The sequence below is a fragment of the Streptomyces sp. NPDC004788 genome, from assembly GCF_053601115.1.
The window spans coordinates 1-26904 of sequence record NZ_JBSGBF010000078.1 but is presented as its reverse complement, the minus strand read 5'-3'; the positions used below and the strand labels follow the sequence as shown (position 1 = coordinate 26904).

The 26904-nt window shown below is 75.0% G+C and carries 22 protein-coding genes; 13 read left to right on the top strand and 9 right to left on the bottom strand.

All coding sequences use genetic code 11. The features are described 5' to 3' along the window. Nucleotides 1-2: 2 nt before the first annotated feature. Genes ACWEJX_RS27930 through ACWEJX_RS27920 form a run of 3 tightly spaced genes read right to left on the bottom strand, consistent with a single transcriptional unit; the run spans nt 3 to nt 2256 of the window. Complete coding sequence (locus ACWEJX_RS27930) at nt 3-866, bottom strand: 5-oxoprolinase subunit C family protein (protein ID WP_451610178.1); 864 nt, start codon at nt 864-866, stop codon at nt 3-5. Next, nucleotides 863-1489, bottom strand: coding sequence for a 5-oxoprolinase subunit B family protein (locus ACWEJX_RS27925; RefSeq protein WP_451610177.1), 627 nt, complete (start codon nt 1487-1489; stop codon nt 863-865). Before ACWEJX_RS27925 ends, ACWEJX_RS27930 begins: the two co-directional genes overlap by 4 nt. Then, on the bottom strand, nt 1486-2256 hold the full coding sequence (locus ACWEJX_RS27920) for a LamB/YcsF family protein (RefSeq protein ID WP_451610176.1): 771 nt from the start codon (nt 2254-2256) through the stop codon (nt 1486-1488). The genes ACWEJX_RS27925 and ACWEJX_RS27920 overlap by 4 nt, the downstream gene beginning before the upstream one ends. A 65-nt stretch (nt 2257-2321) precedes the next feature. On the opposite strand from ACWEJX_RS27920, the gene ACWEJX_RS27915 reads away from it, so the two are divergent. From ACWEJX_RS27915 to ACWEJX_RS27895, 5 genes are all read left to right on the top strand, one after another. Beyond that, the gene (locus ACWEJX_RS27915) at nt 2322-3017 is read left to right on the top strand and encodes a GntR family transcriptional regulator (RefSeq protein ID WP_451610175.1); all 696 of its coding nucleotides are present in this window, start codon (nt 2322-2324) and stop codon (nt 3015-3017) included. A gap of 107 nt (nt 3018-3124) precedes the next feature. Next, on the top strand, nt 3125-4651 hold the full coding sequence (locus ACWEJX_RS27910) for a hypothetical protein (protein WP_451610174.1): 1527 nt from the start codon (nt 3125-3127) through the stop codon (nt 4649-4651). Next, a complete protein-coding gene (locus tag ACWEJX_RS27905) occupies nt 4648-5217 on the top strand; it encodes a hypothetical protein (RefSeq protein WP_451610173.1) in 570 nt (189 codons plus the stop codon). Before ACWEJX_RS27910 ends, ACWEJX_RS27905 begins: the two co-directional genes overlap by 4 nt. Next, the gene (locus ACWEJX_RS27900; protein WP_403796572.1) at nt 5214-6113 is read left to right on the top strand and encodes a hypothetical protein; all 900 of its coding nucleotides are present in this window, start codon (nt 5214-5216) and stop codon (nt 6111-6113) included. The genes ACWEJX_RS27905 and ACWEJX_RS27900 overlap by 4 nt, the downstream gene beginning before the upstream one ends. A 74-nt stretch (nt 6114-6187) precedes the next feature. Beyond that, nucleotides 6188-10948, top strand: a complete 4761-nt coding sequence (locus ACWEJX_RS27895; protein ID WP_451610172.1) for a hypothetical protein — start codon at nt 6188-6190, stop codon at nt 10946-10948. Nucleotides 10949-10955: 7 nt separating this feature from the next. On the opposite strand, the gene ACWEJX_RS27890 is transcribed toward ACWEJX_RS27895, so the two are convergent. Further along, on the bottom strand, nt 10956-11387 hold the full coding sequence (locus ACWEJX_RS27890; RefSeq protein ID WP_451610171.1) for a hypothetical protein: 432 nt from the start codon (nt 11385-11387) through the stop codon (nt 10956-10958). 152 nt (nt 11388-11539) lie between these two features. Here ACWEJX_RS27890 and ACWEJX_RS27885 point away from each other — a divergent pair, with 152 nt between their 5' ends. Together ACWEJX_RS27885 and ACWEJX_RS27880 are read left to right on the top strand one after the other, a co-directional pair. Then, nucleotides 11540-12820, top strand: a complete 1281-nt coding sequence (locus tag ACWEJX_RS27885) for a sensor histidine kinase (protein ID WP_451610170.1) — start codon at nt 11540-11542, stop codon at nt 12818-12820. Further along, nucleotides 12805-13452: a response regulator transcription factor gene (locus ACWEJX_RS27880; RefSeq protein WP_451610169.1), complete on the top strand. Its 648-nt coding sequence runs from the start codon at nt 12805-12807 to the stop codon at nt 13450-13452. The genes ACWEJX_RS27885 and ACWEJX_RS27880 overlap by 16 nt, the downstream gene beginning before the upstream one ends. A 22-nt stretch (nt 13453-13474) precedes the next feature. Here ACWEJX_RS27880 and ACWEJX_RS27875 read toward each other — a convergent pair whose 3' ends face one another. Next, nucleotides 13475-13858 (bottom strand): hypothetical protein, encoded by a 384-nt coding sequence (locus tag ACWEJX_RS27875; RefSeq protein ID WP_451610168.1) that lies wholly within the window; start codon nt 13856-13858, stop codon nt 13475-13477. A gap of 460 nt (nt 13859-14318) precedes the next feature. On the opposite strand from ACWEJX_RS27875, the gene ACWEJX_RS27870 reads away from it, so the two are divergent. Genes ACWEJX_RS27870 through ACWEJX_RS27855 form a run of 4 tightly spaced genes read left to right on the top strand, consistent with a single transcriptional unit; the run spans nt 14319 to nt 18685 of the window. Then, nucleotides 14319-17222, top strand: coding sequence for a nitrate- and nitrite sensing domain-containing protein (locus ACWEJX_RS27870; protein WP_451610167.1), 2904 nt, complete (start codon nt 14319-14321; stop codon nt 17220-17222). After that, the gene (locus ACWEJX_RS27865; protein ID WP_403796555.1) at nt 17219-17659 is read left to right on the top strand and encodes a roadblock/LC7 domain-containing protein; all 441 of its coding nucleotides are present in this window, start codon (nt 17219-17221) and stop codon (nt 17657-17659) included. Before ACWEJX_RS27870 ends, ACWEJX_RS27865 begins: the two co-directional genes overlap by 4 nt. A 14-nt stretch (nt 17660-17673) precedes the next feature. Then, nucleotides 17674-18093, top strand: a complete 420-nt coding sequence (locus ACWEJX_RS27860) for a DUF742 domain-containing protein (protein ID WP_451610166.1) — start codon at nt 17674-17676, stop codon at nt 18091-18093. Continuing rightward, a complete protein-coding gene (locus tag ACWEJX_RS27855) occupies nt 18074-18685 on the top strand; it encodes a GTP-binding protein (RefSeq protein ID WP_451610165.1) in 612 nt (203 codons plus the stop codon). Before ACWEJX_RS27860 ends, ACWEJX_RS27855 begins: the two co-directional genes overlap by 20 nt. 55 nt (nt 18686-18740) lie before the next feature. Here ACWEJX_RS27855 and ACWEJX_RS27850 read toward each other — a convergent pair whose 3' ends face one another. The 3 genes from ACWEJX_RS27850 to ACWEJX_RS27840 form a co-directional block, all read right to left on the bottom strand. Next, on the bottom strand, nt 18741-19928 hold the full coding sequence (locus ACWEJX_RS27850) for a lipid-transfer protein (RefSeq protein ID WP_451610164.1): 1188 nt from the start codon (nt 19926-19928) through the stop codon (nt 18741-18743). Continuing rightward, entirely contained in the window at nt 19925-20401 is a 477-nt protein-coding gene (locus tag ACWEJX_RS27845) for a Zn-ribbon domain-containing OB-fold protein (RefSeq protein WP_451610163.1), read from the bottom strand. Before ACWEJX_RS27845 ends, ACWEJX_RS27850 begins: the two co-directional genes overlap by 4 nt. Before the next feature lie 77 nt (nt 20402-20478). After that, on the bottom strand, nt 20479-21336 hold the full coding sequence (locus ACWEJX_RS27840; protein ID WP_451610185.1) for a M15 family metallopeptidase: 858 nt from the start codon (nt 21334-21336) through the stop codon (nt 20479-20481). Between the two features lie 68 nt (nt 21337-21404). Here ACWEJX_RS27840 and ACWEJX_RS27835 point away from each other — a divergent pair, with 68 nt between their 5' ends. Beyond that, nucleotides 21405-21923: an NUDIX domain-containing protein gene (locus ACWEJX_RS27835; protein ID WP_451610162.1), complete on the top strand. Its 519-nt coding sequence runs from the start codon at nt 21405-21407 to the stop codon at nt 21921-21923. 186 nt (nt 21924-22109) lie between these two features. Here ACWEJX_RS27835 and ACWEJX_RS27830 read toward each other — a convergent pair whose 3' ends face one another. Further along, a complete protein-coding gene (locus ACWEJX_RS27830) occupies nt 22110-24605 on the bottom strand; it encodes a glycoside hydrolase family 31 protein (protein WP_451610161.1) in 2496 nt (831 codons plus the stop codon). Nucleotides 24606-24818: 213 nt separating this feature from the next. On the opposite strand from ACWEJX_RS27830, the gene ACWEJX_RS27825 reads away from it, so the two are divergent. Then, nucleotides 24819-26795 carry an acetoacetate--CoA ligase gene (locus tag ACWEJX_RS27825; RefSeq protein ID WP_451610160.1) on the top strand — a complete coding sequence of 659 codons (1977 nt, stop codon included), beginning with the start codon at nt 24819-24821 and terminating at the stop codon, nt 26793-26795. Nucleotides 26796-26904 lie beyond the last annotated feature (109 nt).

The window sequence follows — 26904 nt, the reverse complement described above, 5'->3', positions numbered from 1 at the left end:
TGTCAGCAGTACGGGACGAAGCGCACCACCGTCCCCGGCACCGCCTGCGCCGCTCGCGCCAGGTCCTCCTCCCGCACCACCGCGACCACCGGATAGCCGCCGGTCGTCGGATGGTCGGCGAGGAACACCACCGGACGCCCGTCCGGCGGCACCTGCACCGCACCCAGGGGCATGCCCTCGCTGGGCAGTTCGCCCGCCACGGCGCGCTCCAAGGCCGGGCCCTCGGTGCGCAGTCCGATGCGGTTGCTCGCCGCGGAGACCCGCCACGCGCGCGTGGACAGCGCCCGGAGGGCACCGGGCGTGAACCAGCGGTCGCGCGGCCCGAGCCGGACCCGCAGGACGAGTTCGTCCGGCGGGCCCGGCCACGGCGGAGCGTCGACCCGCCCCCGTACGGCCGGGTCCGCTCCCAGCGGCAGCACCACCCCGTCCGCCAGCGGCGCCGGCCCGAGGCCGGACAGCAGGTCGGTGGAGCGGCTGCCGAGCACCGGGTCGACGGCGATCCCGCCGCCGAACCCGACGTACGAGCGCAGCCCGCGCACCGCCGCGCCCACGTCGAGCAACTGCCCGGGCCCGACCCGTACCGGCGCGCCCCAGGCGGCCGGCCGCCCGTCCACGGTCACCGCACACGGCGCGCCGCCCACCACCACCGTCACCGCGCAGCGCGGCCGCACCGCGCAGCCGGTGAGCGTGGTCTCCAGGACGGCGCGGTCCTCGTCGTCGCCGAGCAGGCGGTTGACGAGCCGTACCGCGTCCGGGTCGAGCGCACCCGAGCGCGGCACCCCGAGATGGGCGTGGCCGGGGCGGCCCAGGTCCTGCACGGTGGTCAGCGCCCCGGCCCGTACGACGGCGAGCTCGCGGTCGGTCATCGGCCCGCCGCCGTGAAGCGCACCCGGGTGCCGGGGGAGAGCAGCGCGGCGGGCTCGCGGGCGGTGTCCCACAGAACGGCGTCCGTCGTGCCGACGATCTGCCAGCCGCCGGGCGAGGACCGCGGGTACACGCCCGTGTACGGCCCCGCGAGCGCGACCGACCCGGCCGGCACGGCGGTGCGCGGCGTGGCCCGGCGCGGCACCTCGTACCGCGCGCCGAGGCCCGTGAGATAGCCGAAGCCCGGCGCGAACCCGCAGAAGGCGACCCGGAACCCGGTCTCCGAGTGGATCCGCACCGCCGCCTCGACGGACACCCCCCACAGCGCGGCGACCTCGGCCAGATCCGGCCCGTCGTAGCGCACCGGCAGCTCCACGGACGCCGCCACGCGCGCGTGCCCCTCGGAAACCTTCCAGGAGCGCAGCTCGGCCGCCAGCCGCTCCGGTGCGGCCACCCCGTCCAGGAGCACGGTCCGGGCCGCCGGCACGATCTCCCGTACGCCGGGCAGCACGCCCTCCGCCCGGCGGCGCAGCAGCTCCGCGTGGAACGCCTCCGTGGCCTCGTCGCTCGCCAGCTCGACGAGCAGCCCGTGCTCGCCGACCCGGAACACCTCCCGCGCCCTCACGCGAACGCCTCCACCACGACCCCGGCGGACTCCAGGGCGGACCGCACCCGCCGGGCCAGGTCCACGGCGCCGGGCGTGTCGCCGTGCAGGCACAGCGAGCGCGCCCGTACGGCCACCGCCTGCCCGCAGTGGGCCGTGACCGTCCCGAACCGGGCCATCGACACGGACCGTTCGACGACCTGGTCGGCGTCGTGCAGCACGGCGCCCTCCCGGTCCCGTGGCAGCAGGGTGCCGTCGGCCCGGTAGGCGCGGTCGCCGAACGCCTCGCCGACCACCGGCAGTCCGGCCTTCACGGCGGCCTCGTGGAGCCGGGAGCCGGGCAGCCCGAGGACGGGCAGGCCGGCGGCGCCCGAGGCGAGCAGCACCCCGTCGACGACCGCCGCCGCCTGCTCCTCGTCGCGCACCACCCGGTTGTAGAGCGCCCCGTGCGGCTTCACATAGGCCACCGTGGAGCCGGCCGCGCGGGCGAACACCTCCAGGGCACCGATCTGGTACGCCACTTCCGCCGCCAGCTCCGCCGCCGGCACGTCCATGGCGCGCCGCCCGAAACCGGCCAGGTCGCGGTAGGAGACCTGGGCTCCGATCCGTACGCCGCGCTCCGCCGCCAGCTCGCAGACGCGCCGCATGGTGGCCGCGTCGCCGGCGTGGAAGCCGCAGGCCACGTTGGCGCTGGTGACCACCGAGAGCAGTCGCTCGTCGTCGGTCAGCGTCCAGCGGCCGAAGCCTTCGCCGAGGTCGGCGTTGAGGTCGATCGAGTCCCGGGTCATTCAGGCAATGTAAGGATCGTTCAACAATCCGACAAGAGTCGGGTCCGCGATGTAAGAAAGGCACCATGGACGGAACCGGCGAACTCCACGAGGACCGCGCCCTGCTGGGCCGCACCAGCACGGCGGAACGGGTCGCCGACATCCTGCGCAGCCGCATCGCCGAAGGCTTCTTCGCACCCGGCACCCGGCTCTCCGAGGAGGGCATCTGCGGCGCGCTCGGCGTCTCCCGCAACACCCTGCGCGAGGCGTTCCGGCTGCTCACGCACGAACGGCTGCTCGTCCACCGGCTCAACCGGGGCGTCTTCGTCCGGGTCCTCACCGTCGACGACGTCGACGACATCCACCGCACCCGGCGGCTCGTCGAGTGCGCCGTGGTGCGCGGCCTCGGCGAGCCGCCGTACCCGGTCGACGAGCTCGCCGCCGCCGTCGCCGCGGGCGAGCGCGCGGCCGCCGCCGGGGACTGGACGGGCGTCTCCACCGCCAACATCCACTTCCACCGCGAACTCGTCGCCCTGGCCGGCAGCGCCCGCGCCGACGAACTGATGCGGGGCGTGCTCGCCGAACTCCGGCTCGCCTTCCACGCCCTGGACGACCCCCGCGGACTCCATGAGCCCTATCTCGCCCGAAACCGGGAGATTCTGGACGAATTGCAGGCGGGTCGGCGCGACCGGGCGGAACGGCTCCTCGCCCGCTACCTCGACGACTCCCGCACGCTGATCACGGACGCGTACGCCAAGGCGGTGGACGAGCGGGGAAAGTGACGAGGCTCACGGGTGCGCGACGGGGCGGCGCGCGGGCCGGGGCCGTGACCCGGGCCGTATAAGCGCCGTTTCGACCGTTGTCAGTGCGAGGACCTAATCTGTGCACCGTGACTTCGCCTGCCTCGACGGACCTCGCTCCGCCCCAGCTCAGCGCGGGGCCGCGCCCCGCGCAGGGCCCGGCCGCCGACGAAGGGCTCGCGCGGCGGCTGCGCGCGCTCGCGTGCACCGCCCCGCTGCACGACCTGGACGTGCGCAAGGCGAACCTGGCCGGCGAGTACTCGGTCTACGCGATGGCCGAGGTCGCCCTCGCCGCGATCGACCTGGTCACGCTCAACATGGACTTCGACACCGGCGCCGACCACGAGCAGATAATCGCCAGGCTGCTGCCCCGCGTCGCCGCCCAGGCCCCCGAGCGCCCCGCCGCCGAGCACGAGCGGGTCGCCCGCTGGGTGCTGGAGAACCTGATCAACGTCGGCAGCGTCGACCGCGGCTTCCGCGCCGTCTACGGCACCTTCGGCGCCGACGGCGTCTACACCCGCCGTGACTACGACTTCAAGCTCGTCGAAGAGGTCCCCGGCTACGGCGGCGGGGTCTATCTGCGCACCACCGACGAGGCCGTCAACGTGCTGGTCGGCGCCCTCGACACCGACGTCACCAGCGCCCAGATCGCCGCCGAGGTCAAGCTGGAGGTCCTGATCAGCCGGGGCCGCCTCGCCGACGCCCAGCTCGCCGCCGAGCAGGCCCGCTACCGGACCGTGCAGTACGCGGAGACCCTCCGCCGCACCCTGGAGGCCACCCGGCGCAACGTCCGCGCGGTCGACTGGCTCAACGCCGTGCCCGACATGATCGCCGAGGCGCTCGACCACGTGGCCGACCGCTACCGCCACGAGAACGCGATCCTCACCAACATCCGCAAGGCCCGCGACGAGGCCGAGGACCAAGAGCACAAGCGGCGCGCCGCCGAGCTCGTCGACATCGTCAAGGACTGCATCCGGCGCCACACCCAGCTCCAGTCCCGCCTCCTGGAGGCCGGACCGCTCTTCCGCGCCGAACAGGACCGGCAGGCGTTCGCCACGCCGACCGTCTACACCGGGCTCGACCTGTACGGGCAGCTGGTGGCCCCGATCCTGCCCCTCCCCGTCGAGCAGGCCACCCGGGTCACCGACGCCTTCTTCGCCCACGGCACCGGACTGCGCACCCCCGCCGCCGTCCGCGTCACCGACCTCGTCGACCTGCTCCTCACCCCGCCCGTGGAGCGCCAGCACCTCGGCGCCGAGATGCCCGAGCCGGACCTGATCGCCACCCCCGACGACAGCCGCTTCAGCGAGGAGCAGCTGGCCACCGCGATGGAACTGCTCGACCTGGAGCACGACGCCCCGCGCCGGCTCTCCGGCCTCCTCGCCGACGCCCGCCGCCTCGACCCGGACCTGCCCTACCTCGTCGCCCTGCTCGCCGTGCACGCCGCCAGCCCGCCGGTCGGCACCGCCTACCGCCAGGGCGAGGAGCGCCTCCTCTTCGCCGTCGACGACGGCACCCCCCTCGACGACCCCGAGTTCGGCGGCGCCGACCTCATCGTCGGCACCGCCCTCCTCGACGCCGTGGGCATGGCCGCCGACCGCACGGAGGCCACGTGACACCGCCCGGCCCGCAGGACGAGACGGCGCAGGACGAGACGGCGCAGGACGAGACACGGGCGGACGAGACGTTGACGGACGGAACCCCGGCGGGCGAGGCACCGCAGGACGAGAATCCGGCGGACGCGACCCCGGCGGTCGAGAGCCTCTCGGACGCGTCCGCCGCCGACGCGACCTCCTCCAACGCGACTTCCCCCGACGCGACCGCCCCCGACGCGTCCGCCGCCGACGCGACCCCGGCCGTCCCGCCCCGACCCGTCCCCGGCCCCCGCGTGGCCCATGTGACCGTCGGCCGGCCGAGTGCGGGCGACGCGGTGGCGGAGCCGGTGCCCGGCGACGGGCCCCGGGTGCGCGGCGTCGACGTCCGCACCCCGGCCGCGCCCGCCCCGCGGGCCTTCGTGCGGCCCGTACCGCTGCCGCGGAACCAGCGGCCCGCGGCCGAGCCGGCCGCCACCGCGCCGCCCGTCACCGTGACGCCCGTACGACTGCCCCTGCCCGCCCCCGCCCCCGCCCCCGCCCCCGACACCGAGTCACCGAACCGCCGCACCGAGGAGCCCCAGCCGTGAGCGAACACCACGTCGAGCACACCGACGCGTGGAGCGAGCCGGAGGCCCCGCAGACGCCGGCCGCGGCCCCGGCGGCGCTCACCCCCGCCGACGCGGCCGACGCCGCCCGGCTCGTGGCGTTCGGGCTGCAGCCCAAGCTGCTGCCCGCCCGTGACGCCGAGTACGGCGAACTGCTCCGCCGCTACCGCGAGGACCCCGGCTTCGCGCGGCTCGCCGACGCCGTCGCCACCGGCCTCGGCCTGGTCGTCCTGGAGGTCTCCCCGCGCGCCGGCATGGCCGTGACCGCCGCCGAGGACTCCGTCTTCGCCGTGCGCATGGGCGACTACGCCCGCCGCGCCTCCACCGACTCCGCCGACCGCTTCCTGCACGGCCTCGCCCACCTCGCCGTCGCCACCATGGCCTTCCCGCGCCCCGAGGACCTCGCCGACGACGGCTACATCGGCCGGCTCACCGTCAACGGCGTCGACGCCTTCGTCCGCCAGGCGTGCCGCCGCCTCGAAGAGCGCGCCGAACAGCAGGGCGAGAACACCGACCCGGAGACCGACGCCCCCGGCCTGGAGGCCGCCTGGCGGATCTACGCCCGGCGCAGCTCCACCGGCGCCACCAAGGACGCCCGCCGCCTGGCCGGTTCCACCACCGGCATCGTCGGCAAGGCCGTCGCCTTCCTCACCGACTCCGGCTTCCTCCAGCGCACCGGTGACGAGTCCGGCGGCTCCTACCGCACCACCGCCCGCTACCAGCTCCAGGTCCGCGACATGGCCGGCAGCGCCGCCATGGCCGAACTCCTCGAACTCGGCGTGGTCCCCGTCAGCGACGGCTCCGCGACCCTCCTGCCGCCGCCCGAGGGCGACGACCTGGAGCTCGCCGCCGACGCCGGCCTGCCCTTCCACGCGTAACAGCGCCCCGCGTAACGGCGCCCCGCGCAACCGCCCCGCGTAACCGACCACTCCCAGCACGAGAGTCCGCCGCAATGTACGAGCTGTCCCGGGTCCGCCTCTACTCCATCGGCCCGGCCGGTGCCCGCTACGCCGACACCGTCCTCGACCTGCGCGGGGTCGGCGGGCCCGTGCCCCACCCCGCGCCCACCCAGGCGGAGTTCTTCGAGGAGGAGCCGGTCGGCCCGCCGCGCCGCCCCGCCCCCGCCGGCGTGCTCTTCCTGGAGAACGGCGGCGGCAAGTCCGTCCTGCTCAAGCTGATCTTCTCGGTCATGCTCCCCGGCCACCGCAACACCCTCGGCGGCGCCAGCTCCGGCGTGCTGCGGAAGTTCCTGCTCGCCGACGACTGCGGCCACGTCGCCCTGGAGTGGCAGCACACCCTCACCGGCGAGCTCGTCGTCGTCGGCAAGGTCAGTGAGTGGCGCGGCCGCCAGGTCTCCAACGACCCGCGCAAGTTCGCCGAGGCCTGGTACTCCTTCCGCCCCGGCCCCGGGCTCAGCCTCGACAACCTGCCCGTCGCCGAGGCCACCTCCGTCCGTCCGCCCGTCGAGGGCGCCTCCGGCGCCACCGGCCGGCGCCGCACCATGAAGGGCTTCCGCGACGCCCTCACCGAGGCCGGCAAGGCGTACCCGCACCTGGAGGTCTCCTGGGAGGAGATCCACGACCGCTGGAACGAGCACCTCGGCGACCTCGGCCTCGACCCCGAACTCTTCCGCTACCAGCGGGAGATGAACGCCGACGAGGGCGAGGCCGCCGGCCTCTTCGCGGTCAAGAAGGACTCCGACTTCACCGACCTGCTGCTGCGCGCCGTCACCGACACCCGCGACACCGACGGCCTCGCCGACCTCGTCAGCGGCTTCGGCAACAAGCTCGGCCGGCGCGCCGAACTCACCGCGGAACGCGACTTCACCGCCGGCTCCGTCGACCTCCTGGGCCGCATCGTCGAGGCCGCCGAGACCCGCGCCCGCGCCCGCGACGTGCACGCCGGCGCCGAGCGCCGCACCCGCACCCTCGCCCGCCGGCTCACCGCCCGCGCCGGCGAGGAACGCGGCCGCGCCGCCGAGCTCGCCCAGCAGGTCACCTCCGCCGCGCACGCCGTCTCCGACGCCGAGGCCGCGCGCGGCCGCGCCTCCCTGGTCGCCGCCGAACTCGCCTACCGGCACGCCTCGCTGGCCCTCGCCGCCGCCGAGAAGGGCGCCGCCGCGCAGCGCCGCGAGCTCATCGACGCCCGTACCCTGCACTCCGCCTGGCAGGCCGCTGAGTCCGTGCTCCGCCACCGCGCCGCGAGCGACCGCTCCGCGCGCGTCGCGGCCGCCATCCGCGAGGCCGAGCGGGACGCCGCCCCGGCCCTCGCCGCCCGCGCCAAGGCCGCCGCCGACCTCGTCCGGGCCCTCGCCTCCGCCGCCGAGGAGGGCGAGCGGCACGCCGCCGAGGAGGAGGAGCGCTCGGCCGCCCTCCAGGAGGCGGGCGAGACCGCCCACCGCGACGCCACCGCCGCCGCCACCGAGGCCCAGCGGGCCCGCAGCGAGGCCGGCCACCTGCGCCAGCGGCTCGCCGAGGTCGAGCAGGAGACCGCCGAGGCCGTCCGGGCCGGCTGGCTCGACGACACCGCGCCCGACGCCGACCCGGCCCGTGCCGCGCTCGCCGCCAGCGACGCCGAGAAGACCACCGTCGCCGCCTGGGACGCGGCCCGCGAGGCCGCCCGCGCCGCCACCGAGCGCGCCCGCGAGGCAGCCGCCGCCGAATCCCGCGCCGAACTCGCCGCCGCCCGCGCGTCCGACGCGGCGGAGGCCGCCGAGAACGCCTACGACGCCGAGCGCCGCGCCGCCGAGTCCCTGGCCGCCGACCCGCGCCTGGCCGAACTGCTCTCCCTGCCCGGTGCGACGCCGGGCACCGGCGGCTCGGCGCTGCCCGGTCAGCGGTCCGCCGCATCGGGCGCCGGCTCCGCGGCCGGCGGCGGTGCCTCGGACGGTTCCGGCTCCGCGGCCGGCACCACGGCCGCCGGTGCGCCCGCCGCCGGCGCGGCCTTCGGCCTCGCGGCCGACTCCGAGCCCGCGGTCCGAGGGGCCCTCACCGTCACCGAGTTCGACCGCACCGCCGACGACCTGCGCGCCCTGCTCGACCAGTCCATCGCCTCCGCCGAGCGCCAGCTCTTCGACCTGCGCACCGCCGCCGCCGACGACAACCGCATCCTCGGCGCCCTCGGCGACGGCGGCCTGCTGCCGCCCGGCCCCGACGTCCTCGCCACCGTCGAGTACCTCGGCGAGCACGGCATCCCGGCCCTCCCCGGCTGGCGCTACCTGGCCCAGGCCGTCGACCCGGCCGACCACGCGGCCGTCCTCGCCGCCCGCCCCGAGCTGGTCGACGGCGTCGTCATCACCGACCCCGTCTCGTACACCCGCGCCCGCGAGGTGCTCGGCGGCGCCGCACTGCTGCCCCGCTCCACCGTCGCCGTCGGCACCGCCGCCGCCCTGCTCGCCCCGGTGCCCGCGCCGGAGAGCGGGCAGGAGACGGACGTCTTCCTCGTCCCGCCGAACCCGGCCATGCACGACGAGCACGCCGCCGACGAGGAGCGCCAGACGCTGCGCGCCCGCGCCGCCGCCCGCGACGAGGAGATCCGCGCCCTCGCCGCCCGGCTCACCGGCGACCGCTCGCTGGCCGCCCGCATCGGCGCCTGGCGCGCCGACTGCCCGCCGGGCATGCTCGCCGAGCTCGCGGCCGCCGCCGCCACCGCCCGCACCGCCGCCGAGGCCGCGATCGCCGCGCTGGCCGAGGCCCGTACGGTACGGGCGGAGGCCGACGAGGCCGCCGCCGACGCCACCCGGGTGCGCGACGAGCGCCAGGAGGCCGCCCAGCGCGCCCGCCGCGCCGCCGACGCCCTCGCCGGCCTCGCGTTCCGGCTCCGCGAGCGCTCCGCCTGGCAGGCGAAGCTCCGCGAACTCGCCGACGAGGCCGCCGAGTCCGAGGCCCGCGCCCAGACCTGCCTGGAGCGCGCCCGCGCCGCCGACGAGGACCGCCGCGCCGCCCAGCGCGCCGCCGACGACGCCCACCGCACCGCTCGCGCGCTGCGCGCCGAGCGCGCCGAGATCGCCGGCGCCCCCGAGAACCTCCCGGAGGAGGACGCCGACGCCCCGCGCGCCGCGCTCCCCACCCTCCGTGAGGCGTACCGCGCCGCCTCCCAGGTGTACGAGAAGGTCGGCGTCGGCGCCGACCTGCGCGCCGAGCAGGCCCGCGCCGAGAGCGACGAGTCCGCCGCCCTCGCCGAGCTCGACCGGCTCACCAACAAGGTCCGCACCCGCGCCGAGCAGCTGCTGGAGTCCACCGACGGCGCCGACGGCCCGTCCCGGCAGGCCGCCGCCGCCCGCGCGGAGGCCCTGGTCCAGAAGCTGGAGACGCGCACCTCCGAGGCGAGCGAGAAGCTCGGCCGGCTGCGCGGCGAGGCCGAGCGCCTCGCGCCCGAGGACGGCGAGGCGCACACCGAGCTGCCCGAGGAGCTCATCCCGGCCGACGCCGAGCACGCCCAGACCCTGCTCCGGACCGCCACCGCCGAACTCGGCGCCCGCACCGACGCCCTGGAGGCCGCGCGCGCCGCCCACGCCGGACTGCTCCAGGCCCATCGGGCCGCCGAGGACGCCGCCGGCGGCTTCGACGAGACCGCGGCGCTCCTTCGCGACCTGCTCCGCGACCACACGGAGGAGGAGCAGGACGAGCCCGAGCCGTACCCCGGCCCGCTCGCCGAGGCCCGCGACTCGGCTGCCGAGGCCCGCCGTTCGCTGCGCGGCTGCGCCGCCGAGCTGTCGGCCGCCGACGCCGCCGTCCGCGAGGCCGGCGACATCCTCGTCCGGCACGCCAACTCCAACCGCTTCGAGCAGGTCCGCACCCCGGCCCGGCAGCAGATCCGCGAACTGCCCGCCGCCGCGCTGCCGGAGCACGCCGCCAAGTGGGCCGAGGCGTTCGCGCCCCGGCTGCGGGTGCTCACCGACGAGCTGGCCCAGCTGGAGCGCAACCGCGACTCGATCGTCGACCGGCTGCGCGGGCTCGTCGAGTCCTCACTCGCCACGCTGCGCTCCGCCCAGCGCCTCTCCCGGCTGCCCGAGGGCCTGGGGGAGTGGTCGGGCCAGGAGTTCCTGCGCATCCGCTTCGAGGAGCCCGACCAGGCCACGCTCACCGAGCGGCTGGGCGAGGTGATCGACGAGGCCACCCGCGCCGCCGTGAAGAAGAACTCCGACCTGCGCCGCGACGGCATGTCCCTGCTGCTCCGCGGCGTCCAGGCGGCGCTCGAACCGCGCGGCATCGCCGTCGAGATCCTCAAGCCGGACGCGGTGCTGCGCGCCGAGCGCGTCCCCGTCGGGCAGATGGGCGACGTCTTCTCCGGCGGCCAGCTGCTCACCGCCGCCATCGCCCTCTACTGCACGATGGCCGCGCTCCGCTCCAACGACCGCGGCCGCGACAAGCACCGGCACGCCGGCACCCTGTTCCTCGACAACCCCATCGGCCGCGCCAACGCCACGTACCTCCTGGAACTCCAGCGGGCCGTGTCCGACGCGCTCGGCGTCCAGCTGCTCTACACGACCGGCCTGTTCGACACCACGGCCCTCGCCGAGTTCCCGCTGGTCATCCGGCTGCGCAACGACGCCGACCTGCGGGCGGGCCTGAAGTACATCAGCGTCGAGGAGCACCTGCGGCCGGGCCTTCCGCAGCCGAGCGCGGAGGGCGAGACCATCCACGGCGAGATCACGGCGACCCGGATGTTCCGCCGCACCCCGGTGGAGGCGGCCGCCTCGGCTGAGGAGTGACGAGGGCTCAGCGCTTCCCGGGGAACGCGGCACGCACCGCGGATCCCCGGGAGACGACCGCGACGGCGACGACCGGCAGCATGCAGACCACCTGCGTCGCCGCGTACCAGAGCGGGCAGACACCCGGGATCAGGTCCACGCCGACGATCGCGACCGGCAGGACGACGGAGACCTGGCTCACCCGCTCGTAGGACCGCCGCGAGCCCCGCGAGGCGGCGACGGCCTGCCGGTGGAGCACGACGGCGACCAGCGGCAGCAGCACCGCCCTGATCCACATGAAGGCGTTGACCGAGTGGCCGGTGCCCGCGAGGACGACGACGCCGACGAGACCGGCGGTGGCGAGCGCGCCGTAGAGCGCGAGGCAGCGCCTGACGGTGGCGAAGGCGCTGGTGACGGCGGGCTGTCCGGCGGTGATGTTCGTGTTCGTGTCGGTTTCCATGCCGACGACGCTACGAAGCGGGCGCAGGACCCGGTATCGGCCTGGACCCACGACCGGGTGGGGCCGGCCCCACTCCCCGGCCGAGCGGGCCACGGGCGGGCCCCGCGCGGTGCACAGTGGATCCACTGATCGGCATCGCGACGGGGAGAGCCATGGGACAGCTGGGCGCGTGGGCGGCACGGGCAGGCGTGGGATTCGTACGAGCCTGCGTCGTCGCGGCGGTGACCCTGCCCGTCCCGGCCGTGTGGGCCGCCGCCGTGGCCCTCGGCATCCACGGGGGAGCGGCCAACCCCTGGTCCTGGCTGCTGCCGCTCGTGCTGGTGGCCGTGGGCACCTTCGCCCTGTCCCGGCCGGTCTGCCGCGCGGTCCGCTTCCTCGTCGCGCGCTGGACCGGCACCGTCGTCCCCGACGGCTATCTGCGGGCGGCGCCGGTGACGCGGCTGTCCACCGGCTTCTGGTGGAACGGCTTCTCGTACGAGCGCACCCGCCGCGACGCCCTCATGGACCAGAGGCTACGGCTCCGCCTGCGCGACCCGGCCGTCTGGCGCGACGTCCGCTTCACCGCCCTCGCGCCCTGTACGGCGGGACTGGTCGCGGCCCTCCCGCCGGCCGGGCTGACTGCGGCCGTCCTCGGGCTCACCCGGCCGGAGCCCGCGGCCCGGCTCGCCGGAGCGCTCGGCCTGCTCCTGGCCGTCGGCTCCGCCCCGTACGCCTGGCGGCCCGTCCGGCCGGTCGCCGTCCGCTTCCTGCGCCCCTCCCGGGCGATGGCCCTCGCCGAGCGGGTCGACGAACTGACGGCCCAGCGCGCCGACGTGACGGTCGCGCAGGCCGCCGAGCTGCGCCGTATAGAGCGGGACCTGCACGACGGAGCCCAGGCCCGGCTGGTCGCGCTCGGGCTCTCCCTGGCGACTGCCGAGAGGCTGATGGCGACCGACCCCGAGCGGGCCAGGGCCCTCATGCGGGACGCCCGGGCCGGCGCGACCGCCTCGCTCGCCGAGCTGCGCGAGCTCGTCCGGGGGATCAGCCCGCCCGTACTGAACGAGCGGGGGCTGGTCGACGCGGTCCGCGCGCTCGCCCTGGACGTCCCTCTCGACGTGACCGTCACCGCGACCTTCGCCGAGGGCCCGGCGAATGACCCGCACCGCCTGGAGCCGCCCGTCGAGTCCGCCGTCTACTTCGGCGTCGCCGAGCTGCTGACCAACGCCGTGAAGCACGCCCGGGCCGGGCGCGCCCGCGTCACGCTCACCCGCGACGACCACGGCGTCGTCGCCGAGGTCGAGGACGACGGGCGCGGCGGCGCCGACGCGCGGCCCGGCGGCGGCCTCGACGGACTGCGCCGCCGCCTCGCGGTGTTCGACGGCACTCTGGAGATCACCAGCCCCGCCGGCGGTCCGACCCGTGTCAGGATGGCGGTGCCATGCGCGTACTCGTAGCCGAAGACCTCTACCTCCTGCGGGACGGACTCGTCCGCCTGATCGAGGCGTTCGGGCACGAGGTGGTCGCCACCGCGGCCACCGGGCCCGAGACGCTCGACGCGCTGCGGACCTGGCGGCCCGACGTGTCCGTCATCGACGTCCGCATGCCGCCGGCCCAGGCCGACGAGGGCCTGCGGGCGGCCCTCACGGCCCGCGCCGAGATCCCCGGACTGCCGGTCCTGATCCTCTCCCAGCACGTCGAGCAGTTGTACGCCCGTGAGTTGCTCGCCGACGGTTCCGGGGGCGTCGGCTATCTGCTGAAGGAGAGCGTGTTCGACGCCGACCAGTTCATCGACGCCCTGGAACGCGTCGCGGACGGCGGGACCGCCCTGGATCCGGCCGTGATCGCGAAACTGCTGTCCGGCGGCGCCCCGGACCGCGGCCTGCAGCGGCTGACCGAGCGCGAGCACGCCGTGCTCGGCCTGATGGCCGAGGGACTGTCCAACCAGGCCATCGCCCGTCGCCTCTTCCTCAGCGAGGGCTCCGTGGGCAAGTACACGACCTCGCTCTTCGGCAAGCTGGGCATCACGGACGACGACAACAGCAACCGTCGCGTCCGCGCGGTCCTCACATACCTGGAGAACAACTAGGAGCTGTCGGGCGGGAGTCCGGCTAGGCCGCCTCCGACAGCGCCCCCGCCTCGGCGGTCCGTCCGGCGGCCCGCTCCTCCTTGCGGCGCTGGCGCCGCGGCTTGCGTTCCGCGCTGCTCGGCTCCGACACGACCCCGTTGCGCTGCCGCCACACCTGGCGGGTGATCCACACGTCGAGCACGCTCCAGGTCGTCACCACCGTGCCCGCCACCGCCGCGACGGTCGCCGGGAACGCGATCCACGATCCGGTGACCGAGCAGAAGAACGCCACCGTCGCCAGGATCAGCGTCACCGAGGTCAGCAGCACGGCCCGGACCGCGGCCGTGCGCACGGGATCGGGCATCCGGCGCCGGCCCTTCTCGTCCTCCACCCACAACTGCCGCACCGGCCGCGCCTCGTGCTCCATCGCGCTGTCACTCCCCACCACCGAACGTCTTCAGAGCGGCTGCCCGTCTTCGGCCGCTTTACACGGACACAACCCTCCCCGGTACAGAATGACGCACGAGGGTGGGAAAAGGTTTCGCCGGGGTCCTCGTCGCCCGGTCGACGCGTGCGAGCGGAACGAACAATTCCAGCCATCTGTCCGGGTACGGAAAATGCCGGACTGTCACCGGACTGTCAGGTGTCCTACACCACACTCGCGGAACCCAACTCCCCGAATACCGGGACATCTCATGATCAACACTCACTCGACCGGCTGAAAATCGTCCGGACGTGTCTTCGAGATGGCTGTGATGCAGTAGTAGGCTCGCGCCGCCGTTTAGTTGAAGCCGAAGATTGACGCCGCGTGTTGACCCCACGTGTTGACGCCGGTCGCGACGATGTGAGGAGCCTCCGCGGCCGCGGAGGCCGAGCTGGGGGAGGCCATGCGCTTTCGCGGGAAGTCCATCCGCCGGAAGATCGTGGCACTGCTGCTCGTGCCGCTCGTCTCCCTCACCGGTCTGTGGGGCTTCGCGACGGTACTCACCGGCCGGGAGGCCCGTCAGCTCCTCGACGTCGGCTACATCGTCAAGAAGATCGGCTACCCGATCGAGGACACCGCGCGCGTCATCCAGAAGGAGCGCCGCCAGTCCCTCGTCTACCTCGCCGACCCCCGCGCCGCCGAGGCCATGACCCGGCTGCGCGAACAACGCGAGGCCACCGACCGGCAGATCGCCCTCATCCGCCGCAACGCCGCCGAACCCGGCGTCAAGGGCGACATGGACCCGACCACCGCCCGGCGGCTCGCCACCGTCCTCGACGGCCTCGACGGACTCTCCGCGCTGCGCCGCTCCGTCGAGAACCGCAGCATCGGCCGGATGCAGGCCCTCGACTTCTACAGCCGGCTCGTCGACCCCTGCTACAGCCTCCTGCTCAGCCTCCACGCGCTGGAGAACGTGGAGATGGACAAGCAGGGCCGCGCCCTCGTCGGCATCACCCGCGCCCGCGAACTCCTCTCCCGCGAGGACGCCCTCGCCGTCTCCGCGCTCATCGCCGAACGCGTCACCGCCGAGGAGGTCCGCACCCTCACCGACCTCGTCGCCGGCCGCAAGCTGCTCTACGAGACCAACCTGGAGATCCTGCCGGCCTCCGAGCGCGACCGCTTCGAGCAGTACTGGGCCAGCGCCGACACCGCGCCGCTGCGCAAGGCGGAGGAGTCGCTCATCGACGCCGGCGCCACCGACCACCCGCGCGCCATCTCCGCCGAACGCTGGCAGCAGCAGGCGACCCCCGTCCTCGACGCCCTCGCCCACGACAACACCGCGGCCGGCGACCGCTATCAGGAGCGCGTCGAACCCGTCGCGTACAACGTGCTGATCAAGGCCGGCATCGCCGGCGTCCTCGGCTTCGTCGCCCTCTTCGTCTCGGTCATCGTCTCCGTCCGCATCGGCCGCGAACTCGTCCGCGACCTGCGCCGGCTGCGCAAGGAGGCCCAGGAGGTCTCCGGCGTCCGCCTGCCCAGCGTCATGCGCCGCCTCGCCGCCGGCGAACCCGTCGACGTCGAGACCGAAGTGCCCCACCTGCGGTACGAGGAGGACGAGGTCGGGCAGGTCGGCCAGGCCCTCAACACCCTCCAGCGCGCCGCCGTCGAGGCCGCCGTCAAGCAGGCCGACATGCGCCGCGGCGTCTCCGAGGTCTTCGTCAACCTGGCCCGCCGCAACCAGGTCCTGCTGCACCGCCAGCTCACCCTGCTCGACACCATGGAACGGCGCACCGAGGACACCGACGAACTCGCCGACCTGTTCCGGCTCGACCACCTCACCACCCGTATGCGCCGGCACGCCGAGGGCCTGGTGATCCTCTCCGGCGCCGCCCCCTCCCGCCAGTGGCGCAAGCCCGTCCAGCTGATGGACGTGGTCCGCGCCGCCGTCGCCGAGGTCGAGGACTACGAGCGCATCGAGGTCCGCCGGCTGCCCCGGCTCGGCGTCGGCGGCCCCGCCGTCGCCGACCTCACCCACCTCATCGCCGAACTCCTGGAGAACGCGACCGTGTTCTCGCCCCCGCACACCGCGGTCCAGGTGCTCGGCGAGCGCGTCGCCAACGGCTTCACCCTGGAGATCCACGACCGCGGCCTCGGCATGAACCCCGACGCCCTGCTCGACGCCAACCTCCGGCTCGCCGAGACCCCCGAGTTCGAGCTCTCCGACACCGACCGCCTCGGCCTCTTCGTGGTCAGCCGGCTCGCCCAGCGGCAGAACGTCCGGGTCTCGCTGCAGCCCTCGCCGTACGGAGGCACCACCGCGGTCGTCTTCATCCCGGCCGCGCTGCTCACCGACGCCCCCGAGACGCAGGGCGCGGGCTTCCGCCTGGACCGCAAGAACCTCGACCGCGCGAATGCCGAGAGCGGGCACGGCGCCGGGCCGGACGTGCTGCCCAGCCGGCGCCCCGCGCTCACCAAGGTGCCGAGCCCGGCCCTGGACGGTCCCGTCGAGCTCGAACCGCCGCTCGGCAGCGACGCCTTCGACGAGCTGCTCGGCGGGGCGGACGACCTCCTCGACACCGACAGCGAGCGCGGCGGCCTGTTCCGGGCGCGCGAGCACCGCCGCCGCGGCGACCAGCACCGGCCCCACCCGACCGCGGCCGGCGAGTCGGCCGACGACGTCGGCCCGCTGCCCCGCCGCCGCCCGCCGACGCTCGTCGTCGACCACGGCCGCCGCCTCGACGAGCCGGGCGGCCGGTCGCCCGCCGGTTCCGGCACCCCGGGCGTCCCCGGCCCCGAGGACACGATGGAGCTGGCCCGCGTCCGCCCCGCGCCCACGCTCGTCCCCGTACCTGGACCGGCCCTGGGATCGGGACCGGGGAAGGCAACGGCACCGGCGCCGGGACCGAAGGAGGGACCGGCCCCGTTCGCCGGGCTGCCCCGCCGTGTCCGCCAGGCCAGCCTCGCGCCCCAGCTGCGCGAGAGCGGCGAACGGACCGGCGAGCAACCGCTCCCGGCCGCCGGCCCCGCCGAGCCCGACTCCTTCGAGCGCGACGCCGAGGAGGTGCGCAGCCGGATGGCCGCCATGCAGCGCGGCTGGCAGCGCGGCCGGCGCCGCAACGCAGAACCGGCCTCATCGGCCTCACCGGCCACACCGGCCTGCCCGGCGGGACCGGACACCGCGGGACCGGGCACGGCGGGACCCGGCACGAAGGGCTCCGGGACGACGGGGTCCGGGACGACGGGGTCCGACGTCACGGCACCGGGCACGACGCCGCCGGGCTCGACGGCAGCCGGCACGACCGCGGCCGACACGACAGCGCCAGGAACGACAGCACCAGGAACGACACCCGAGGGGGACGGTCGATGACCGCACCGAACGCCGCAGCACCGCACAGCTCCACCCACGGCAACGGGGAGCTGAACTGGCTCCTCGACGAACTGGTCCAGCGCGTCGGCTCCATCCGCAAGGCCCTGGTGCTCTCCAGCGACGGCCTGCCCACCGGCGCCTCCCAGGACCTCACCCGCGAGGACGGCGAGCACCTCGCCGCCGTCGCCTCCGGCTTCCACAGCCTGGCCAAGGGCGTCGGACGCCACTTCGAGGCGGGCAGGGTCCGGCAGACCGTCGTCGAGCTGGAGGACGCCTTCCTCTTCGTCACCGCCGCCGGTGACGGCAGCTGCCTCGCCGTGCTCGCCGACGCCGACTCGGACGTCGGCCAGGTCGCGTACGAGATGACCCTCATGGTCAAGCGGGTCGGTGCCCACCTCACCACGGCGCCCCGGTCCGGGCTGCCCACCGGAGGATGAGTAGGGGGGACGGCATGAGTGACGGCATGAGAGGCGCGGACCGGTCCCACGAGGACCCGGCACGCCACTGGTACGACGACGACGCGGGCCCGGTGGTCCGCCCGTACGCCATGACCCGCGGCCGCACCAGCGCCGCGGGCCAGCACCGGATGGACCTGATCGCGGTGGTCGTGCCCGAACCGGCGGCCGACGACCCCGGCCGCGACCAGACGCTGTCCCCCGAGCACGTGGATATCGTCGAACGCTGCTCCGAGCAGCCGCAGTCGATCGCCGAACTCGCCGCCGGACTCGACCTCCCCGTAGGGGTGGTACGGGTCCTCGTCGGCGACCTCGTCGACGACCAGCTCGTCCATGTGACCCGCCCCGTTCCGCCGGCCGAACTGCCGGACGTGAGCATCCTTCGCGAGGTGATCAATGGCCTTCGGGCGCTCTAGCACCAGCCGCACCCACCCGCCGGTCGAGCCGATGACCCTGAAGATCCTCGTCGCGGGTGGCTTCGGGGTCGGCAAGACCACACTGGTGGGCGCGGTCAGCGAGATCCGGCCGCTGCGGACCGAGGAGGTCCTCACGGAGGCGGGCCGGCCGGTCGACGACCTGCACGGCGTCGAGAACAAGTCCACGACCACCGTCGCCATGGACTTCGGCCGGATCACGCTCCGGGACGACCTCGTCCTCTACCTGTTCGGCACCCCCGGCCAGGACCGCTTCTGGTTCCTGTGGGACGAGCTCGCCCAGGGCGCGCTCGGCGCGATCGTCCTCGCCGACACCCGGCGCCTGGAGGACAGCTTCGCCGCCATCGACTACTTCGAACGCCGGGGCATCCCCTTCACCGTCGCCGTCAACTGCTTCGAGGGCGCCCGCCGCTTCCCGGCGGACGCCGTCCGAGGCGCCCTGGACCTCGACCCCGAGGTCGAGCTGCTGATGTGCGACGCCCGCGACCGCGAGTCCGTCAAGAACGTCCTCGTCGCCGTCGTCCAGCACGCCCTGGTCCTGGCCGAACACCCCACGGCCGCCGCGGTCCGCTAGCCCACCGGCCGTAACCCGTCGGCCGTAACCCGCCGGCCCCACCGTCCCGTACGTCCTACCGGACCGCCACCACCGCCGAACTATGGCCGAACAGGCCCTGGTTCGCGGTGATCCCGGCCCGTGCGCCCGGCACCTGCCGGTCGCCCGCCGTGCCCCGTAGCTGCCAGGTCAGCTCGCAGACCTGCGCGATGGCCTGCGCGGGCACGGCCTCGCCGAAGGAGGCGAGGCCACCGCTCGGATTGACCGGGACGCGCCCGCCGAGGGCGGTGACCCCGTCCCGTACCAGCTTCGCGCCCTCACCGGCCCCGCACAGCCCGATGTCCTCGTACCACTCCAGCTCCAGCGCCGTGGACAGGTCGTACACCTCCGCGAGCGACAGGTCCTCCGGCCCGAGCCCGGCCTCCTCGTACGCGGCGCGGGCGATCGACGCCCGGAAGGTGTGCGGCGCGGGGGAGCAGGCGACGGCCGAGTCGGTGGCGATGTCGGGCAGGTCGAGGACCGTCTTGGGGTAGGTCGGGGTCACCGTCGACACCGCCCGGATCCGCACCGGGTCCGGCCGCCCGTGCCGGCGCGCGAACTCCATGCTCGACAGGACCAGCGCCGCGCCCCCGTCCGAGGTGGCGCAGATGTCGAGCAGCCGCAGCGGATCGGCGACCACCGCCGACGCCGCCACCTCCGCCGCGCTCACCGCCTTCCGGTACCGGGCCAGCGGATTGAGCGCGCCGGCCGCAGAGTTCTTCACCTTCACCAGGGCGAAGTCCTCCGGCGTGTCCCCGTACAGCGCCATCCGGCGCCGGGCGTAGAGGGCGAAGTACGTGGGGTTGGTCGCGCCCAGGATCCGGAAGCGCAGCCAGTCCGGGTCGTCCGGCCGGTCGCCGCCCGCCGGCGCGAGGAAACCCTTCGGCGCCGCGTCCGCGCCCACCACGAGGACCACGTCCGCGAGCCCGGCGAGGATCTGCGCCCGGGCCGTGCCCACGGCCTGCGCCCCGGACGCGCAGGCCGCGTACACGCTGGTCACCCGCGCGCCCTGCCAGCCCAGCGCCTGCGCGAAGGTGGCCCCGGCCACGTAACCGGGATAGCCGCCGCGCACGGTGTCGGCGCCGACGACCGAGGTGACGTCGGCCCAGTCGAGACCGGCGTCGGCGAGCGCGGCCCGGGCCGCCGCCGTGCCGTACGAGACGAAGCCGCGACCCCACTTGCCCCATGGATGCATCCCGGCACCCAGCACGGCGACGTCGTTCATGCCCGGCCCCCTTCCGCGGATGTACCCACGGGGCGCCAGTGCCAGGTGGTCCAGGTGTGTTCGTCGTCCTCGTTCAGGACCCCCGGCACCAGCTCGACCTCCGCGCCCACGGCCAGATCCGCCGTCCGCACGCCCGGCGCCGCCTGCCCCAGCACCACCATGGCCTCGGCCGCCAGCTCCACCGCGATCAGCGTGTACGGCTCCCAGGGCGCGGCCGGATCGGAGACGTACGGCGCGGGCGGGCGGTAGCGGCCGTCGGTGTACGACCAGATCGTGCCGCGCCGGGAGAGCGGGGTCTCGGCCAGCTCGCCCCCGCCGGGGCAGCGCGGATTGCGGCACCAGTCGTCCACGCGCGGGAAGAAGACCGACGCGCAGGCGGTGCAGCGGGTGCCGAGCAGCCGGAACTCCTCGTGGGGGTGGTGTGTGTCGTCCGTGAACCAGCCGGCCACCACCGGTCTGCGCGTCCGTGCCATCCGAGGTCCCCTCCCGTCGCGCCATCATCTGACGAAGCGTCAGAAGTCTGGCACGGGCGTACGGGAGGGGGAAGGCGTCAGTGCCCGGCGACCGATCGGCGCGCCACCGGGAAGTCGAAGAACGTCGACGGGAACGGCTCCGGCCTGAACGTGAAGTGCCACCACTCCTCGGGCAGATTGACGAAGCCCTGCTCGGTGAGGGCGCCGCGCAGCAGGTCCCGGTTGGCGCGCTGAACGCCCTGGATCCGCGGATCGTCGGTGTGGGAGAGCGTGTCGAAGCAGTCGAAACCGGTGCCCATGTCGACGGAGTTGTCCGGGAACCGCTCCGCCTGCGGCCTGAAGCACTCCACCTGGGGCTCGCCCGGCACGTAGCGGCGAGTGGGCGCGGCGGGCAGCCGCACGACGGTCAGGTCCACCGTCGAACCGCGGCTGTGCCCGGACTTCTCCGCGATGTAACCGTCCGCGAACAGCCGGGACTTGTCCACCAGCGGATAGAACTCCTCCTTCATCCGCTCGTCCGCCAGGTCCTTCGCCCACCGCACGAAGTGGTCCACCGCCCGCTGCGGCCGGTAGCAGTCGTAGACCTTCAGCGTGTAGCCCCGGGCCAGCAGCCCCACCTGCGCCCGGTGCAGCGCCTCGGCGGCCGGCCGGGTCAGGATGCACACCGGCTGCCGGTAACCGTCGACCGGATCCCCGACGAAGTTGTGCGCCGTCGAATAGCGCATCTCCTGAAGGATCGTCGGGTCCACCCGGTCGAGCGCCACGAACTCCGGCGGCGCCTTGGGCTCCGGCGTCGCACCCGGGGCCGCGCCAGGTGCCGCACCCGGCGCGGCACCTGGCGCCGCGCTGGCGGAGGGTACGGCGGCGGTGGCGGCGAGCAGACCGGCGGCGGCGAGCGCGCCGAGCGCGCGGAAGGCTGAGGCGAGTCCAGTCAGTCGAGTCATGCGGCCCGTCTACCAGTTCCGGCAGCGCCGGGAAAGGGTGATCGCATACCGTCGGCCCCGTGACCGAATCCCCGCTGTCCCCGCACGCCCACTGCTCCGCGTGCGGCGCCCGCTACCCGGCCGACGCCGACTGGCCGCGTACCTGCCCCTCCTGCGGCACCACCGCCTACCGCAACCCCCTCCCGGTCGCCGTCGCCCTGCTCCCCGTCACCACGCCCCGCGGCACCGCCCTCGTCGTCATCACCCGGGCCATCCGGCCCCACGTCGGCCGCGTCGCCCTGCCCGGCGGTTTCGTCGACTACGGCGAGCACTGGCACGAGGCCGTGGTCCGCGAACTGCGCGAGGAGACCGGCATCGAGGCCGCAGCCGACGACGTCCGCCTCGCCGACGCCCTCAGCTCCCCGCCCGGCCACCTCCTCCTCTTCGGCCTCCTCCCGCCCCGCCCGGCGGCCGCCCTCCCGCCGTCGATCGTGACGGACGAGACGAGCGGTCACCACCTGCTGTACGGACCGGAGGAGCTGGCGTTCCCGCTGCACACCGAGGCGGTGCGGCGCTTCTTCGCGGGGGCGTACGACTGAGTGGGCGGTTGGATCCAACGTCCGGGATCCCGGATCCGATCTCCTGGCTCCTGTCTCCCGGACATCGGATCCAGCGCCCCGGACATTGGATCCAGCGCCCCGGATCCGGGATCCAATGTCCTGGCTCCTGTCTCCCGGACATTGGATCCAGCGCCCCGGATCCGGGATCCGAAATCCCGGATCCCGTCACCCCTCCCCGAGCCCCCGCACCCGCACCGGCAGCCCCGCCTCCTCCACCCCCTCGTCCGTCACCCGCTCCACCACGACCCGCCCGTCCACCAGGCGCGACTGGTACCGCTCGATCTCCGCCGGCTCCCAGCCGTCCCCGGTGTCCCGCACCACCAGTCCGCCGCCCGTACGCCCCGGCGCCGGCGCCCACACCTCCAGGACCAGCTCCTCGCCGTCCTCGCCCCGCACCGGGACCACCGCGCCCGCCCGCGCGAGGACCGGCACCCGGGACAGGGGCGCGTCGAGGAGGACCTGGCCCGGGCCCTCGTACGACCGCCCGGTCGCCGTGTCGTACCAGCGTCCGCGCGGCAGCCGCACCGCCCGCCGGTCCGTGCCCGGCGAGAGCACCGGAGCGACGAGGAGCGAGTCGCCCAGCAGGAAGGCGTCCTCGCAGTCCCGCAGCGCGCGGTCCTCGGGCGTGCCCCACCACACCGGCCGTACGTACGGCGCGCCGGTCATCCGCGCGAGCCGGGCCAGGGTGACGAAGTACGGCCGCAGCCGCTCCCGTTCGGTCAGCGCGGCGCGCGCGTGCTCCAGGACCTCGGGTCCGAACTCCCACGGCTCGCGGCGGCCCGCGTCGATGGCCGCATGCGTGCGGAACAGCGGCAGCCACGCCCCCAGCTGGTACCAGCGCAGGAACAGCTCCGGCGTCGGGCTGCCGTCGAAGCCGCCCACGTCCGGCCCCGAGTACGGCACCCCGCACAGCCCCAGCCCCAGGACGAGCGCCAGCGACGCCCGGAGCCCCGGCCAGCCCGTCGAGACGTCGCCCGACCAGGTCCCCCCGTACCGCTGCATCCCCGCCCACCCGGAGCGCGAGAAGAGGAACGGACGCTCCTCCGGCCGCAGCCGGCGCAGCCCCTCGTAACCGGCGCGCGCCATCGTCAGCCCGTAGACGTTGTGTGCCTCGCGGTGGTCGCCGCCGCGGCCCTCCAGGCTGTGCCGGGCGGAGCGGGGCAGGGTCTGGTCGCCGAAGGGGGCGAAGGAGACCGGCTCGTTCATGTCGTGCCACACACCGGAGAAGCCCTGTCGCAGCCGCTCCTCGTAGAGCGTGCCCCACCACTCGCGCGCCTGCGGATCGGTGAAGTCCGGATAGGCGCACTCGCCCGGCCACACCACGCCGTGCACCTCGTCGCCCCGGTCGTCGCGGACGAAGGCCCCGGCGGCCCGCCCGCCGTCGTAGACCGGATCACCCGGCTCCGCCTTCACCGCCGGGTCGACGATCGACACGAGCCGCACCCCGCGCTCGCGCAGCTTCGCCGCGAGCCCGGGCAGATCGGGGAACCGCTCCCGGTCGACCGTGAACACCCGGTGCCCGTCGTAGTGGTCGATGTCCAGGTGCAGCACGGACAGCGGCAGGCCCCGGTCCAGGTAGCCGTCGACCACCCGCCGCACCTCCCGCTCGCTGCCGAAGCCCCAGCGCGCGTGCTGCGGCCCGAGCGCCCAGGCCGGCGGCAGCGCGGGCGCGCCGGTCAGCGCCGCCCAGCCGTGCAGCACTCGCGCGGGCGGGCCCACGACCACCCAGCAGCGCAGCGGGCCGCCGTCCATCCGCACCTCGCTGGTGCCCGGCCGGTCGTGCCCGGACCCGGCGCCCTCCTCGCCCTCGGCGAGGACCACCCGCCCGTCCCAGGTGTTGTCGTAGAAGGCCAGATGCGTGCCGGCGTCCGCGACCACCAGCTGCACCGGCATGGTGATGTACAGCGGGTCGTCGCCGGGGGAGAAGCTGCCCTTGGGATCGGTGTTCCACAGCCGGTACGAGCCGTCCCGCAGCCGCGGCCCGGCGGCCCGCCCGCCGAGCCCGAAGAACCGCGCGTCCGCGGGCACCTCACTGCGCTGCACCCACCGCGCCGTCCGGCCCTGCCCTGCGGGGCTCTCGGTCCGGCCCTGCCCTGCGGGGCTCTCGGTCCGGCTCTGCCCTGCGGGACTCTCCGCCCCGCCCCGCCCCCCGGGACTCGTGCCCCCGCCGTCCGCGCCCTGCCCTATGGAGCCCTCCCGCACCGGCTCCCACCAGCGCGGCGGCAGGTCCCGGCGCAGCACCACCCCGCCGGGCGTGCGCACCTCCACCGCCCCGTGCCGGGACACCGCGACCGTCACCCGCTCCGACACCACCCGCCAGCCGCCGTCGGTGTCCGGCTCCAGGACGGCCCGTGGGTCGGGCTCGGGCGGCTCGCCCGCCAGCGCGTACGACGGCAGCGGCCCCGCCCCGTCCCAGCCCCAGAACACGGTGCCGCCCGCCGACACCGAAACCCGCAGCTCGGAGCGGGCGAAACGGACGATTCCGCCGCCCGGCAGCGGCTCCACGTCCGCCACCGCACCCGGTACCCGGGCCCTCTCCGCACCCCGCCGCGGCAGCGCCCGCGCGTCCGCACGCCGCTGCCGCCACGCGGACCGCACCGCCCGCAACCCCTGCACCGAACCCAGCTCCCGCACCGAACGCACCAGTTCACGACCGTCCATGCAGCTCACCCTGCCATCCGCGAAGGGGCGTGCGAGGTCCGTTCAACTGCCGTTCACCCGTGGTGGGAGCACATATTCAGCTACCGGACCATGGGCGGGGAACCCTGGTGCGAAAGAGGATCACATGGCATCGTCCCTGTCAGCCGCGTCACGCGCACACCCCGCACGTGCGCGACACACGCAGACCCCGCGTACAGCCAGGGAGCCGACCCAATGACATCAGCGCAGACCGAGCCGCTTTGGCAGCCCGACGAGGACCGCGTCGCCGCGGCCGCCGTCACCCGCTTCCAGGCCTGGGCCGCCGAGCGCCACGGAGCGCCCGCCGACGGCGGCTACGCGGCCCTGCACCGCTGGTCCGTCGAGGAACTCGAAGCCTTCTGGGCAGCCGTCGCCGAATGGTTCGACCTCCGCTTCGCCACCCCGTACGAGCGCGTTCTCGGGGACCGCGCCATGCCCGGCGCCGACTGGTTCCCGGGCGCCACCCTCAACTACGCCGAGCACGCGCTGCGCGCCGCCGAGGAGCGCCCCCACGACACGGCCCTGCTCCATGTGGACGAGACACATGAGCCGAAGCCGGTCACCTGGGCCGAGCTGCGCCGCCAGGTGGGCTCCCTCGCCGCCGAGCTGCGCGGCCTCGGCGTCCGGCCCGGCGACCGCGTCAGCGGCTATCTGCCCAACATCCCCGAGTCGGTCGTCGCCCTCCTCGCCACCGCCGCCGTCGGCGCCGTGTGGACCTCCTGCGCCCCCGACTTCGGCGCCCGCAGCGTCCTCGACCGCTTCCAGCAGGTCGAGCCCGTCGTCCTGTTCACCGTCGACGGCTACCGCTACGGCGGCAAGGAGCACGACCGCCGCGACACCGTCGCCGAGCTGCGCGCCGAGCTGCCGTCGCTGCGCGCGGTCGTGCACATCCCGCTGCTCGGCACCCCGGCCCCCGAGGGCACCCTGGAGTGGTCCGCGCTGACCGCCGCCGACACCGAGCCGGTCTTCGAGCACGTCCCGTTCTCGCACCCGCTGTGGGTGCTGTACTCCTCCGGCACCACCGGCCTGCCCAAGGCGATCGTGCAGTCCCAGGGCGGCATCCTCGTCGAGCACGTCAAGCAGCTGGGCCTGCACTGCGACCTCGGCCCGGACGACGTGTTCTTCTGGTACACCTCCACCGGCTGGATGATGTGGAACTTCCTCGTCTCCGGCCTGCTCACCGGTACCACCGTCGTCCTGTACGACGGCAGCCCCGGCTACCCGGACACCGGCGCCCAGTGGCGCGTCGCCGAGCGCACCGGCGCCACCCTGTACGGCACCTCCGCCGCGTACGTCATGGCCTGCGCCAAGGCCGAGGTGCACCCCGGCCGCGACTTCGACCTGTCCCGGGTGAAGTGTGTGGCCACCACCGGCTCCCCGCTGCCGCCCGACGGCTTCCGCTGGCTGCACGACGAGGTCCGCGAGGACCTGTGGATCGCCTCCGTCAGCGGCGGCACCGACGTCTGCTCCTGCTTCGCAGGAGCCGTTCCGACGCTCCCGGTGCACATCGGCGAGCTCCAGGCCGCCTGCCTCGGCACCGACCTGCAGTCCTGGGACCCCTCGGGCAAGCCGGTCGTCGGCGAGGTGGGCGAGCTCGTCGTCACCAACCCGATGCCGTCCATGCCGATCCACTTCTGGAACGACCCGGACGGCAGCCGCTACCGCGACAGCTACTTCGAGATGTTCCCGGGCGTGTGGCGCCACGGCGACTGGATCACGATCACCGACCACGGCTCGGTGATCATCCACGGCCGCTCCGACTCCACCCTGAACCGGCAGGGCGTGCGCATGGGCAGCGCCGACATCTATGAGGCCGTCGAGCGCCTCCCGGAGATCCGCGAGTCCCTCGTCATCGGCCTGGAGGAGCCGGAGGGCGGCTACTGGATGCCGCTCTTCGTCCACCTCGCCGACGGCGCCACCCTCGACGAGGAGCTGATCGGCCGCATCAAGCGCACGATCCGCACCGAGCTCTCCCCGCGCCACGTCCCCGACGACATCATCGAGGTCCCGGCGGTCCCGCACACCCTCACCGGCAAGCGCATCGAGGTCCCGGTCAAGCGCCTCCTCCAGGGCACCCCGATGGCCAAGGCGGTCAACCCGGGCTCGGTCGACAACGTCGACCTGCTCTCCTTCTACGAGGAGCTGGCCCGCACCCGCAAGGCCGCCCGGTAGGCACCTGCGGAACGGCCCTGCCAGGCACCCACGGAACGGCCCTGTCAGGCACCCGCGGAACGGCCCTGTCAGGCACCCGGTGAAGGGCCCCGCGCACCCACGCGGGGCC